This is a genomic window from Akkermansiaceae bacterium (genome assembly GCA_019634595.1).
Lineage (GTDB): Bacteria > Verrucomicrobiota > Verrucomicrobiia > Verrucomicrobiales > Akkermansiaceae > Luteolibacter.
The window spans coordinates 205,923-219,081 of the sequence record JAHCBC010000007.1 but is presented as its reverse complement, the minus strand read 5'-3'; the positions used below and the strand labels follow the sequence as shown (position 1 = coordinate 219,081).

Genomic DNA, 13,159 nt, shown 5'->3' with positions numbered 1-13,159 from the left:
GTCGCCGTCACTGGGATCGCCCTTGTTTTGTTCCTTTTCGGCCACATGACCGGCAACCTGCTGGTGTTCGCGGGCCGTGAGGCGTTCAACGACTACGCGCAGTTCCTGCACCACGCCCTGCACGGTGCGGGCATCTGGATCGCCCGCATCGGCCTGCTCGGCGCGGTCGTCCTCCATGTGGTGGCGACCATCGCCCTCACCCGCCAGAACAAGGCCGCGCGGAAGCCCTACGAGTTCCAGGCGACCATCAAGGCGACGAAGTCCTCCCGGATCATGATCTGGACGGGCCTGACCATCCTCTTCTTCATCATCTACCACCTGATGCACTACACCATCCGCGTGGGGAATGAGTATGCAAACCCGGCGCTCTACACGGATGCCGCCTACCTCGCGAAGACCGGCGAAGCCCGCCATGATGCCTGGAAGATGGTCATCGACGGCTTCTCCGTCTGGTGGGTCGCCATTTTCTACGTCATCGCCATGTCGGTGCTGTGCTCCCACCTCGGCCACGGCGTCGCTTCCATCTTCCAGACCCTCGGTTTCAACTCGAAGAAGGCCCGCCCGCTCATCGAGCAGTTTTCCTGGGCCTACAGCGCGGTGATCTGGCTCGGCTTCGTTTCGATCCCGGTCGCCATTCTCGTCTTCAAATTCGGCAGATGAAGCAGCGAATCTCGTGAGAGCTTCGGCTGAAAAGATCCGCCATCATCCCGCGACACCACCTTTCCAAGAAATTTCCGCCCGTCCCCGCCGAATCTCTCACGAGATTCGCTACCCTCTCCACCACTCCCACCTCTCCCATCATGTCTTTCGTATTGGACAGCAAGATCCCATCCGGCCCGCTTGAGCAGAAATGGTCCAAGCACAAGATGGACTCGAAGCTCATCAACCCGGCCAACAAACGGAAGTTTTCGGTCATCGTGGTCGGTTCCGGTCTGGCGGGTGGGGCCGCCGCGGCGACGCTGGCGGAGCTGGGCTACCAGGTGAAATGCTTCTGCTACCAGGACTCCCCGCGCCGGGCGCACTCCATCGCCGCGCAGGGCGGGATCAACGCCGCGAAAAACTACCGCAACGACGGTGACTCCGTGCGCCGCCTGTTCTATGACACCATCAAGGGCGGCGACTTCCGCGCCCGTGAGGCGAACGTGTATCGTCTGGCGGAGGTTTCCAACGCCATCATCGACCAATGTGTGGCGCAGGGCGTCCCCTTTGCCCGCGAATACGGCGGCCTGCTGGACAACCGCTCCTTCGGCGGCGCGCAGGTTTCCCGGACCTTCTACGCCCGCGGCCAGACCGGACAGCAGCTCCTCATCGGCTGCTATCAGGCGCTGGAAAAGGAGATCCAGAAAGGCGGGGTGAAGATGTTCCCGCGCACGGAGATGCTGGACCTGGTGCTGGTGGACGGCCATGCCAAGGGCATCGTCACCCGTGACCTGAACACCGGGAAGATCTCCACCCATGCGGCGGATGCCGTCATCCTGGCCACCGGCGGCTACGGCAACGTCTTCTTCCTCTCCACCAACGCGATGGGCTGCAACGTGACCGCCGCGTGGCGGGCCGCACGCCGCGGCGCCCTCTTCGCCAACCCGTGCTACACCCAGATCCACCCGACCTGCATCCCGGTCAGCGGCGACTACCAGTCGAAGCTCACCCTGATGTCGGAGTCCCTGCGGAACGACGGCCGCGTGTGGGCGCCGAAGTCCCGCGAGATCGCTGCGAAGATCCGCGAGGGCAAGCTGAAGCCATCCGAAGTGGCGGAGGACGACCGCGACTACTTCCTGGAGCGGAAGTATCCTTCCTTCGGCAACCTCGCGCCGCGCGACATTTCCTCCCGCGCCGCGAAGGAAGCCTGTGACGACGGCCGCGGCGTCGCCGGCACCGGCCTGGGTGTCTATCTCGACTTCCGCGATGCGACCGCCCGCCTCGGCGAGCCGACCATCCGCGCCCGCTACGGCAACCTCTTCCAGATGTATGACAAGATCGTCGGTGAGGACCCCTACCAGCAGCCAATGATGATCTACCCCGCCGTCCACTACACCATGGGCGGCCTGTGGGTGGACTACAACCTGATGTCCAACATCCCCGGCCTGCACGTGCTGGGTGAGGCGAACTTCTCCGACCACGGCGCGAACCGCCTTGGGGCATCCGCCCTCATGCAGGGCCTGGCGGACGGCTACTTCGTCATCCCCACCACCATCGCCAACTACCTGGCCACCCAGAAGCCCGGCACCTTCAACACGGAGATGCCCGAGTTCAAGGCCACGGAGGCGGAAACGAAGGAGCGCATCAACAAGCTTCTCAACGTCAACGGAAAGCGCACCGTCGATTCTTTCCACAAGGAACTCGGCCTGGTCATGTGGAACAAGTGCGGCATGGAGCGCTCCCGCGAGGGCCTCACCGAAGCGATCGCGAAGATCCCGCAGATCCGCGAGGAGTTCTGGCAGAACGTCCGCATCCCCGGCTCCGGCGACATCGCCAACATGGAGCTGGAGAAAGCGGGCCGCGTCGCCGACTTCCTCGAGTTCGGCGAACTGATGTGCTACGACGCCCGCGACCGCGAGGAATCCTGCGGTGGCCACTTCCGCGCCGAGCACCAGTTCACCGACGCCGATCCCGACGTCCAGGCCGGCAAGACGCAAGCCGGTGAAGCGAAGCGCCACGACGACCTGTTCTCCCACGTCTCCGCCTGGGAATACAACGGCGACGGCAAGGCCCCGACGCTCCACAAGGAGCCGCTCGTCTATGAATCCGTGAAGGCGTCCATCCGCAGCTACGCGTGATCCCGCGCAGTAAGGAGGGAGGACACTCCTGTCCTCCGGCAGCAATGGGAACCCATAGCAAAAGCATCGCGGGATAGCTCCGCCTTTCACTTTATTTCGCCAATGCCGTCGGTGGACATAGCAGCTCTGCCGCCATGTCGCACCTCCTTACTCTTCTCCGCCTGCTCTCAGTAAGGAGGGAGGACACTCCTGTCCTCCGGCTGCAACGGGAACCCATAGCAAAGGCATCCCGGGATAGCTCCGCCTTTCACTTTATTTCGCCAATGCCATCGGTGGACAGGAATGGGAGCGAAGTGGACATAGCGGCTCTGCCGCAATGTCCACCCTCCTTACTCGGCTGCAACCGGAACCCATAGCAAAGGCATCCCGGGATCGATCCGCCCTTCTCTTGGTTCCGCCAATGCCGTCGGTGGACAGGAGTGTCCACCCTCCTTACTCGGCTGCAATGGGAACCCATAGCAAAAGCATCGCGGGACAGCTCCACCCTTCACTTTATTCCGCCAATGCCGTCGGCGGACAACAATAGAAGCGCAGCGGACATAGCAGCTCTGCCGCCATGTCGCACCTCCTTACTTCCTCTTCAGCCGCCAGACTACCTCCACCTTCTGCTGGCGGGTGGGGTGCGCGTCTGTGAACAGTGACTCGAAACCATCCGCCTCGACGCGGAAACGGATCCCTTCGCGGTCGAACCGGTAGCTCTCCCACTCCAGCTTTCCGCCGAGTGATGCCAGGGTATCCCGGTACACCCATGGGTTGGCAGTGACAGGGGTGACGCGGAAGTTCCTGACCGGCTCCCCGGTGGCATCGTCCACGGCGGTGGCCTTGATGCGGAGGGCGGGCTTCATGACGATCACCGCTTCCTCATCTGGCCTGGCGATGGGATAGCCGGACATGATCCACTCCCCTTCGCCGATGTTGAACGTGAATGGCTCCGGCGGCGCGCTGTCCCAGGTGAAGCGACCGTCCTCATCCGTGCGGGTGCGGTAGCCCAGCGTCCGCTGGTTCCGCCACAGCTCCACCCGGACCTCCACCCCGGCATCCGGACGTCCATCCTCCCGCACCACACGTCCCCGGAACAGGGTTGGCGGGGAGAGGGTGAAAACGTGCTCCTTCTCCCCGCCCATCATGACTCCTTCCTGCGATGGGCTGAATCCGTCGGCCTCGATGGTGAGCAGCGCGTATTTTCCCCGCAGCCCTGTGAGGACGAATCTGCCGTCGCCGTCAGTGATCGCACCCCGCGGAGAGCTTGTGGCACGCGGGTTGATGCGGGCGCCATGGACCGGCCTGCCATTCCCATCCACCACCCGGCCATGGATGCGCGGCCCGTTTTTCAGGACCACGGTGGCGGTGCCGTTCCTGAGAGCCTCCGCTCCACCGGGGACGGAAGCCGCCCCGCCCCGGAATGCCAGATAGGCCGGGTGGGATATCTCCAGACCCAGCTTGCCGAGATCCTCCGGAAATCCCTCCAGTCTCCAGCGTCCGTCATCATCCGTCTTCGTGCCGGACGGGCGCGGGAGCCGGGCCATCAACACATAGTCGGACAAGGGTCCATGCGTCCTGACCGTGGCGCCCGCCACCGGCTGTCCATCCTCCCCGGCCACCCGGCCGGAAATGGACCGGGCCGGCTCCACCCGCACCTCGATTTCCCGATCCCATGAGTGACGCAAGGTGTCCACCTGATCCAGGACAAATCCGGAGTCCGTGACCAGGATGCCAAGCCGTTCGGTGCCTGCCCATCCGATGCGCTCCGGCGTGGATTCCTTCTCGAGTGTTTCCGGCGACGGGGTGAAAACGTAGCGCCCATCACCATCCGCTGCCACTTGGGACGGGCGCCCACCATTGAAACCGAGATGAAATTTCAGTCCCGGCACGGGCTGGCCGGTCCGCGCATGGATGAAGCGGATCCTCGCCTCCTTTGGCTGCGGGCCTTCCCGCGTGATGACTTTGACCCGGGGGCGGATCAGATCCGCGGCTTCGGACCCCACGTATCTACCATTGAGATAGTAGTCCGTCATCAGGCGTTGCCGTTCGTCCAGATCACTGAGATCCATCGGCCTGGAATGGAGGCGTTCGGAAAGGAGGCGTTCGAATTCCCTTCCGAAATCCGTTCCGGGCGGATCGAGGTAGTCCGGCGGCCCCCACTGCGGCGACCTCAACCGCTCAACCAACTCCCTTGTCACATCCAGGGTTCCTTCAGGTTCCACGTCCCAAGCGTCTTCCGCCTTCACCAGCGGGCTCTCTGCAGGCCGGGCGACGGCGGTCAGGGAGGCGATGCCAGCCCCCATCAGGGCGATGAATGCCACCGCCACCCCGGCGGCCCGGCCCATGCGGTTGCGGAAAGGATTCTCCGCGAGGATGGCGCGGACGCGGCGCTCGATGGCGGAGGAGCCCATCATTGGCACGCCGGTGCGGCGCATGGCCCGGGCATCCCCCGCCGTCCAGCCACTGGCCACGCGGACGAGCAGTTCCGCGTAGTCCGCGGCGGCCCCGCCACCGGAGACGACGGCTTCATCCGCCGCCAGTTCCGCCTCATGGCGCAGCCGTTTCCCCAGGCTCCATACGGCGGGATTCCACCACCAGATGGCACACGCGGCGGATGCCAGCATCTGCCACCACAGGTCCCTGCGGCGGTGGTGGGCCAGCTCATGGCGGAGGATCGCCCGGATCTGGCTTTCCGGCATGGCGGACATCCCTTCCGGCAGCCAGAGCCGCGCGCGGAACCAACCGGTGAGCAACGGGCTGGCAAGGCCCGGCACCCGGCGGTAAATGGCACGCCGCATCCGCAGGGAGTCCGTCAGGCGGTCGCCAATGCCGGCCATCATTCCGTCCGCCGGTTCTCCACGGCGGTGCAGCCAGAGCAGGCCGGTGAGATTCCGGAACACCAGCCAGAGCGCGACCAACGCCGCACCGCCGGACCACAGGGAAAGAAGGTGGGCTTCCAGCCAGCCGGACACGCTGTTCCGAGACGGTGCCGTGATGGCCGGGAGCCCTGCGGCTGGTGGTGAAGCGGTGTCGGGGAAAGCGCCCGCCTCCTCCATTTCCGGGATCACCGGCACCTCCTGCGGCATCACGAACTCTGCGGGAGAGTCCATCCCCTCGGGGATGTGATCCTCCATCCCCGCTTCCGGCGGGATCACGGGGATGTCCGCCCGCACCACTTCCCCAGCGGTTACGGCAGGAACCGCCACATGGACGGACAGCACCGGCAGTCTGCCGGAGCCGAACGGCCACAGCGCCGTCAGCAGCAACGCGGGGAGCGCGAGCCGCAGGATCCAGCAGCGCGCGACGGCGGAGCCTCCGCGGAAAAGGGCGGCGAGGATCAGGACCATCAGCACGATCACGGATGACTTCACCGCGCCCATGCACCACACCGCCAGTTCCGGGTGCCGTGTGAGGAATGCCCCCGCATCGAGGGCCGCCGCGGGAAATCCCGCGCTGGATGCCGCCCCGGACGCGTTCATTTTTTCCGCGCCTCCCCGATGAGTTTCATGAGCCGGTCCGCCTCCTCCGCCGTGAGCTTCAGGTTCTTCTGTCCCAGCAGCGCCATCGCCGCCTCCGGCGCGGAGTTGTTGAAAAACTTCCTCACCATGCCGCGCAGCGCCCCCACCTTCGCCTTGCCCGCGTTCACCGGCAGGCTGAACCAATCCCTCCCCGCCTCCTGTTCCTTCACCAGCATCCCCTTCTCCACCAGCAGGCGCAGGATCGACCGCACCGCCGAATACGTCGGCGGGTCCGGCAGATCCTCCCCGATTTCCCGGGCGGAGACACGCCCGCGCTTCATCACGATGCCGATGACCTGCCGCTCGCGGCGGCTCAATGATTCGTCAGATTCCTCATCCCACATATCCCATGCTGATATTTCAACATGGATGAGCACGCAAGATCTTTCTGCTGAAATTTCAACACCCTATGGGGAAAGGTGATGCGGGGCACGATCCACCGGTGGACCACCGTCCTTCCGAACCGCCGGTGATGAAAGCTTCGGCGACGGCGCGGGGAACAGCGGTGGCACCGGTGGATCATGCCCGGCGCATGTATCCGGAACGGGGCAGGCGGCGGAATCTTTGGGCAATCCGGCGGGAAAAACACCGCTCCAGAATGCGCGTGAAATATTCCGCGGGATGTCCATGCTGATTCACCGTGAAACCGAAGCCCATCTTCCTCCTGCCACCGCTGGTGCTGCTGGTCCTCTGCGGTATGCTCGCATCGATGCCCGGGGGAAGCATCATTTACATCCTCATCACCTCCACGAGCTGCATCCTTCCCATCGGCTTCAGCGGAGGATGGACGAAGTATGCGGGCATCGCCCTGTGGTTCATCTTCCTCGCTGACGGCCTGTCCGATGTTTACGAAGGGAGAAAACTCCAGCAAAAGCGGGAACAGCAGGCGATGAGGCATGCGAAGAAGCAATGGGAGCGGGAGCAAGCCGGCAAGGCACAGGATGACCCACCCCGGGAGTAAGCGGATATAACGGCGGTGCCATGATGCGGCCCCTCGCCCATGATTCCGGCTGCCCGAGTAAGGAGGGTGGACACTCCTGTCCACCGGCTGCAACCGGAACCCATAGCAAAGGCATTCCAGAACAGATCCGCCCTTCACCTGCATCGCCAATGCCGCCGAGGGACAGGAATGGGAGCATAGCGGACATGGCGGCTCTGCCGCAATGTCCCTCCTCCTTACCCAAAAAAATCCCCCTAACGCGCGGCCCGGATCGGCTATTCATACCTATGACCACTGCTTTCCACCGTGGCGATCCCGCTTGCCGAACCCATCCATGACCTTCCGCGCCATCCTGTTCTTCCTGACCCTCGCCGCCGCCCGGGCCGCGGAGCCCGCGTTCGACCAGATCGCGAAGCCGTTCATCGGGAAGCATTGCGTGGAGTGCCATGGCCCGGAGAAACAGAAGGGAAAGCTGCGGCTGGACACGCTGCCCGTGGATTTCAGCGATCCGCACACCGCCTCGAAGTGGAAGGAAGTGGTGACCTCCGTGAGCAACCATGAGATGCCGCCGGAGGATGAGCCGCAGCCGCCCTCCGCGGAGTCCGCCGCTTTCGCGGGCTGGCTGGAGGCGCGGCTGGGCGAGGCGGAGATCGCGAAACGTTCGTCCCGCGTGGTGATGCGCCGGATGAACCGCGCGGAATACAACAACACCATCCGCGATCTGCTGGGCGTGGATTTCCGGCCGGCGGACCAGTTCCCGGAGGATCCGCCCGCGGGCGGTTTCGACAACATCGGCCAGGCGCTGACCATGTCCCCCATGCAGATGGAACTCTACTACAACTCCGCCCGCCAGATCCTGGACCGGGCGCTGGCGGAGGGGGAGAAACCGGCGGGCATCAAGTGGCGGTTCGAGCCGGAGGAAAACACCGCCGGTCCCGACAAACTGCGGGTGAAACGGGATGGAAACAACATCCTGCTCAACGACGGCAACAACCCCACCGAGGGCGGTTTCACGGTGATCCACCATGATTCATGGGACAAGACGGTGGGCTTCCGGGACTTCGCCGTGCCGGTGGAGGGGGAATACATCATCCGCTTCCGCGCGGCGGGGCGGGTCCCGGACCAGGGGAAGTTCATGGCATCCGTGGAGGCCATGCTGGCGGCCAGCCGGGATGCCCGCATCGCGAAGGAACCGGGAAAGAAGGATCGCTTCGACCTCGACCACGCACGACTGGTGGAACATTTCCGCACGGACCGGATCTATGACTTCGGTCCGCCGCGGCTGAAGGTCACGCAGCAGCTCGGCAGCCAGCCGGAGGTCATCGCGGAGATGGATGTGGATGCGACGGAAGCCGCGCCGCGCGTGTATGAACTGCGCCGCCACTTCACCACCCAACGGGCGGGCATGACCTTCGCCTATGCCTATGAGATCCCGCGGAAGCTGGAGAACTTCGCCATCCAGAACAAGCCGGAGTTCGCCCGCCCGGAACTGCTGCTGGACTGGATCGAGCTGGAAGGCCCCATCCATCCGGTATGGCCGCCCGCCAGCCACACGCGGGTGCTTTTCGATTCCCCGCTGAGGGAAAAGGATGAGGCGGGCTACGCGCGGGAGGTGCTGGCCCGCTTCATGGCGCGCGCGTACCGCCGCCCGGTGACGGCGGAGGAGATCGACGGACGGCTGGCGCTTTTCACCAGGGCGCGGCCGGAGAAGCCATCGTTCGTGGAGGCGGTGAAGGTGCCGCTGGCGGCCATCCTGGCGTCTCCGCATTTCCTCTATCTGGTGGAGCCGGAAGCACCTGCGGGCAAGGCGCGCCCGCTCGCTCCCTACGAACTGGCCTCGCGGCTGTCGTATTTCCTCTGGTCCTCCATGCCGGATGAGACGCTGTTCCGGCTGGCCGGTGACGGCACGCTGGCAAGGCCGGAGGTGCTGGGCGCACAGGTGGACCGGATGCTGGCGGACCCGCGCTCCGCGGCCCTTGTGGAGAACTTCGCCGGCCAATGGCTGGGCCTGCGGAAAGTGGGGGCGAACCCGCCGTCAAAGACACTCTATCCGGAATACGACCGCCACCTGGAGATCTCCGTGGTGCGGGAGGCGGAGGGCTTTTTCAGCGAGATCCTGCGCCATGACCTAGATGTGCGGAACTTCATCCGCTCCGGGTTCGTCACCATCAACGAGCGGCTCGCCCGCTTCTACGGCATCCCCGGAGTAAAGGGGGATGCCATCCGCCGCGTGCCGGTGCCGGAGGGCGTGCAGCGCGGCGGGCTGGTCACGCTGGCGGCCATGCACGGCATCACCTCCAACGGCACGCGCACCTCCCCGGTGGTGCGCGGCACCTGGGTGCTGAAGACGCTGCTGGGCACGGACCCCGGCCTGCCGGTGGCCAACGTGGGCGAGATCCAGCCGACCGTGCCGGGCATCGGCAAGGCCACCGTGCGCCAGCGGCTGGCCATCCACCGGGAGGTGGAGAGCTGCGCGCGCTGCCATGACAAGATCGACCCGCTGGGCCTCGCGCTGGAGAACTTCGACGCCTGCGGGAAATGGCGCGAGCAGGAAGGACATGGCTACAACGGCCGCATCGAGAAGAACGATCCCGTGATCGACGCCTCCGCGAAGATGCCGGACGGCACGGAATTCACCGGCGTGCGCGGCCTCCAGGATGCGTTGCTGGAAAAGGACGATCTGTTCCTCAACGCGCTGGCCACCCAGCTCACCACCTACGCGCTGGGGCGCGAGCTGGGCTTTTCCGACCGGCCCGCCATCCGCTCCTTCACCGCCGCCATGCGGAAGGAAAAGAACACGCTGCGTTCGCTCATCAAATCCATCGTCACCTCGGAGTCCTTCATCACCAAATAACCTCCCGCCAAAGCCATGCAAATCCCTCCCTCCGCCATTCTCCCCTGCTCCTTCCTCCTCCTGTCGGCGTCCCACGCGGGCGCGGCCCTGCTCGCCTATGAAGGGTTCGGCACCGCGCCCGGAGGCTACAGCCATACCGGAGGCTATGTCAGTTCGGGCGATGCCCTCGTGTTCGGCAACAGCGGCCCGGGCACCGGCCAGAATCCTCCCGCCAGCGGTTTCACCGCAGATGGCTGGGTCCTGGGCGGCCAGCAATCCGCCAACACCTACGCCAAGGTCCAGGACCAGCAGATGTCCTATTCCACCGGTGGGATGGCCCTCGTGACCACCACCGGGCAGACATCCATTTTCCGCCAGGGAAATACCGGCACGACAACACGGACGTATTCCCGGAATCTCAATCTGGGCATCACCGATACGTTCCCGGCCTCCATCTACATGTCCGGCATGTTTTCGTTCGAGGGTTCCGTCATCGCCAGTTCCATCAATTTCCTCACCACCTACACCGTGGATTCGTCCAATCGTTCCTTCGGCCTGTCCATCGCCGCCGATGGCACGATCAACTTCACGGGCAACGGCGCGACCGGCGGTTCCTCCACCCTCAGCCCCCTCATCGCCGGCACGACCTATTTCTTCGTGATGAAAATCGAGGAAGGCGGGGGAAGCTCGGGCGGACGGGATCTTTTGTCCTTCTACCTCAACCCCGTCGATCTGACATCGGAAGCGGCCAATACGGTCGGTGCGACCCGTGACGCCTACTACATCAACCCCGGCGCCTATGACATGCACGGCGTCCGCTTCGGCGCGGCTCCCGACACGGACCAGGCCTTCATTTTCGATGAACTCCGCATCGGGAACACCTGGGCGGATGTCGTGCCCCACATCCCCATCCCGGAAGTCTCCTCCACGCTCATGGCAATCACCGCCATGGGCGTCTCCATGAGCCGCCGCCGCCGCTGAGAACGCCGGACCCCAAGGACAGATGCACCCCAATCTCCGCCACCCTCTCTCCCGCCGCACCGTGCTGCGCGGCCTCGGCGTTTCCCTCTCGCTGCCCTTGCTGGAGGCGATGTTGCCACGCACGCTGCATGCCGCCCCCTCCACCTACCGTCCGCTGGCGGATGCGGGGACATCCCCCGCCCCACGGGCGATCTTCTGCTATGTATCCAACGGGGTGAACATCCTGGACTGGATGCCGGAGGCAGCGGGAAAAGGCTACGGACTCTCCCCCACCCTGCGGACGCTGGAGGCACACAGGGATGACTTCAGCGTGCTCACCGGGCTGGGCCACCCGCGCTGCACAGGCGGCCACAGCGGCGCGGATACCTGGCTCACCGGCGCGGATCTGCGGGCCGTCCCGGGGAAGGACTACACGAACGGCGTGTCCATCGACCAGGTCATCGCGGAAAAGATCGGGGAAAAGACCCGCTTCCCCTCCCTCCAGCTCGCGGACCAGAGCGGCACCGGCCCCGCCCTGCACAGCCACACGCTGGCCTTCGACCGGAACGGCACCCCGCTCCCCGCGGAAAACAGCCCGCAGAGGTTGTTCGACCGCCTATTCATCCCCGAGGACGCCGCATCCCGCGAGGCGACGCTGAAGCGGTACGCGGAAAAACGCAGCATCCTGGACGAAGTGCTGGGCGAAGCGAAGGCTCTGGAGCGGAAGCTGGGAACGGCGGACAAATCGAAGCTCGATGAATACCTCGCCTCCGTGCGCGAAACCGAGCTGCGCGTGCGGCGGCAGGTGGAGTGGATCGACGTGCCGAAGCCACAGGTGGATGCGAAAGGCCTCCAACTGAACAGCAAGCCCGGCGACGCCCACGACCGGCCGATGTGGCTGGATGTGATGATGGAGATCAGCTACCTCGCCTTCGTCACGGACGCCACCCGCATCATCACCTTCCAGTGGGCGCGGGAGGCAGGCGGCTACGGACCCGGCGGGCAGAACCACCACGAACTCTCCCACCACGGCGGGGATCCGGAAATGTTGCGCCGCCTGGCGGAAGTGGACCGACAGTATCTCGAACGGCTCTCCCGTTTCATGACCTTCCTGAAGACCACCACGGAAGGCGGCCGACCCATGCTGGACCACACGATGATCGTCTATGGTTCCGGCATGAACAGCGGGCCGAAGGGCGAGCACTCCCCGAAGAACCTGCCCCTGCTCGTCGCCGGTGGCGCGGCCCTCGGCATGAAGCACGGCCAACACCTCGCGAACGATCCGGAAAAACATCCCCCGCTCTCCAACGTGCTGCTCTCCGTGGCGCACAAGATGGGCGTGGAGACACCGGCATTTTCCGACAGCACGAATGATTTCGCGGAGCTTTACCGCGGTTGAGGCTGTGTTTCCAAACGATTGCGGTTACATCGGGAATCAAGGAAAATCCCCGCTCCGGATTCCTCCCGGCCTTGATCCCGCGTGTGTCCGTCACTCCTTTCCTCCCTTTCCAGCCAAGCAAAGACGCTGCGACCAGCGACGGAATGGCCTTGCCATCCGCCGTTGGGGGAAAGATAGATCATCCCGCCTCCGCACCGCACCGTAGCCACGGAACACCGGTTCCCGGAGGCAATCCATTTCCTTGGGAAACAAGGGACAGGGCCTGTAGCTCAGCGGTTAGAGCAGGGGACTCATAAACAGGATTTGACCAGTTGCAAAACGTGGCATCTCGTTGCATGTGAGATTTTTAAGTGATGAGGTAGCCTAGTGGGCTGTAGTGGATTGTTGCGTGATGTAGCGTTGATTTTTGTTTAAGGGAGACACTGGGGGAGACACTGGATGCGATTCCGGCAAGCTACAATTTTGGTTTAAATGCCCGCCACTCCTTCTTTGGGAACAGTTCCGGAACCGATACCTTCAGTGCCTTGGCGAGTTCCAGCAGTTCGACATCCGCCACCCATTTGACCTGCCCCTCGATCCGGGCGACGACACCACGGGAAATATCCCATCCCTGCAACTGACAGACGCTCGCCAGCTTCGCCTGCGACCAGCCAAGGCGGTTGCGGATCGCGATGATCTGGGGGCCGACGATGTTTTTCGGAGCGTCCATGCTCCGCTCCATCTATCGGGAAATTCGCTTGCTTATGTCCG

General features: G+C 64.4%; 9 protein-coding genes. 6 read left to right on the top strand and 3 right to left on the bottom strand.

Annotation, left to right across the window (positions count from 1 at the left end; genetic code table 11):
- Together KF712_21455 and KF712_21450 are read left to right on the top strand one after the other, a co-directional pair.
- The coding region (locus KF712_21455; protein ID MBX3743567.1) for a succinate dehydrogenase cytochrome b subunit at positions 1–660 on the top strand (660 nt) is incomplete at its 5' end.
- 140 nt (positions 661–800) lie between these two features.
- Entirely contained in the window at positions 801–2,777 is a 1,977-nt protein-coding gene (locus tag KF712_21450) for a fumarate reductase/succinate dehydrogenase flavoprotein subunit (protein ID MBX3743566.1), read from the top strand.
- Between the two features lie 569 nt (positions 2,778–3,346).
- Here KF712_21450 and KF712_21445 read toward each other — a convergent pair.
- Both KF712_21445 and KF712_21440 read right to left on the bottom strand, forming a co-directional pair.
- Positions 3,347–6,238 carry a carboxypeptidase regulatory-like domain-containing protein gene (locus tag KF712_21445; GenBank protein ID MBX3743565.1) on the bottom strand — a complete coding sequence of 964 codons (2,892 nt, stop codon included), beginning with the start codon at positions 6,236–6,238 and terminating at the stop codon, positions 3,347–3,349.
- Positions 6,235–6,621 carry a BlaI/MecI/CopY family transcriptional regulator gene (locus tag KF712_21440; protein MBX3743564.1) on the bottom strand — a complete coding sequence of 129 codons (387 nt, stop codon included), beginning with the start codon at positions 6,619–6,621 and terminating at the stop codon, positions 6,235–6,237. Before KF712_21440 ends, KF712_21445 begins: the two co-directional genes overlap by 4 nt.
- A 296-nt stretch (positions 6,622–6,917) precedes the next feature.
- Here KF712_21440 and KF712_21435 point away from each other — a divergent pair, with 296 nt between their 5' ends.
- The 4 genes from KF712_21435 to KF712_21420 all read left to right on the top strand — a co-directional run bounded on the left by KF712_21435 (position 6,918) and on the right by KF712_21420 (position 12,409).
- Positions 6,918–7,238: a hypothetical protein gene (locus KF712_21435; protein ID MBX3743563.1), complete on the top strand. Its 321-nt coding sequence runs from the start codon at positions 6,918–6,920 to the stop codon at positions 7,236–7,238.
- A gap of 313 nt (positions 7,239–7,551) precedes the next feature.
- Positions 7,552–10,071: a DUF1592 domain-containing protein gene (locus KF712_21430; GenBank protein MBX3743562.1), complete on the top strand. Its 2,520-nt coding sequence runs from the start codon at positions 7,552–7,554 to the stop codon at positions 10,069–10,071.
- Between the two features lie 15 nt (positions 10,072–10,086).
- A complete protein-coding gene (locus KF712_21425; protein MBX3743561.1) occupies positions 10,087–11,031 on the top strand; it encodes a hypothetical protein in 945 nt (314 codons plus the stop codon).
- A gap of 22 nt (positions 11,032–11,053) precedes the next feature.
- Positions 11,054–12,409 (top strand): DUF1552 domain-containing protein, encoded by a 1,356-nt coding sequence (locus tag KF712_21420; GenBank protein MBX3743560.1) that lies wholly within the window; start codon positions 11,054–11,056, stop codon positions 12,407–12,409.
- Between the two features lie 454 nt (positions 12,410–12,863).
- On the opposite strand, the gene KF712_21415 is transcribed toward KF712_21420, so the two are convergent.
- Complete coding sequence (locus KF712_21415; GenBank protein ID MBX3743559.1) at positions 12,864–13,118, bottom strand: helix-turn-helix transcriptional regulator; 255 nt, start codon at positions 13,116–13,118, stop codon at positions 12,864–12,866.
- Positions 13,119–13,159 lie beyond the last annotated feature (41 nt).

What these genes read in the sequence shown, in the direction of transcription:
- KF712_21450 (MBX3743566.1), top strand. Translation starts at nt 801, where the DNA reads ATGTCTTTCGTATTGGACAGCAAGATCCCATCCGGCCCGCTTGAGCAG.
- KF712_21445 (MBX3743565.1), bottom strand. Translation starts at nt 6,238, where the DNA reads ATGAACGCGTCCGGGGCGGCATCCAGCGCGGGATTTCCCGCGGCGGCC.
- KF712_21440 (MBX3743564.1), bottom strand. Translation starts at nt 6,621, where the DNA reads ATGTGGGATGAGGAATCTGACGAATCATTGAGCCGCCGCGAGCGGCAG.
- KF712_21430 (MBX3743562.1), top strand. Translation starts at nt 7,552, where the DNA reads ATGACCTTCCGCGCCATCCTGTTCTTCCTGACCCTCGCCGCCGCCCGG.
- KF712_21425 (MBX3743561.1), top strand. Translation starts at nt 10,087, where the DNA reads ATGCAAATCCCTCCCTCCGCCATTCTCCCCTGCTCCTTCCTCCTCCTG.
- KF712_21420 (MBX3743560.1), top strand. Translation starts at nt 11,054, where the DNA reads ATGCACCCCAATCTCCGCCACCCTCTCTCCCGCCGCACCGTGCTGCGC.
- KF712_21415 (MBX3743559.1), bottom strand. Translation starts at nt 13,118, where the DNA reads ATGGACGCTCCGAAAAACATCGTCGGCCCCCAGATCATCGCGATCCGC.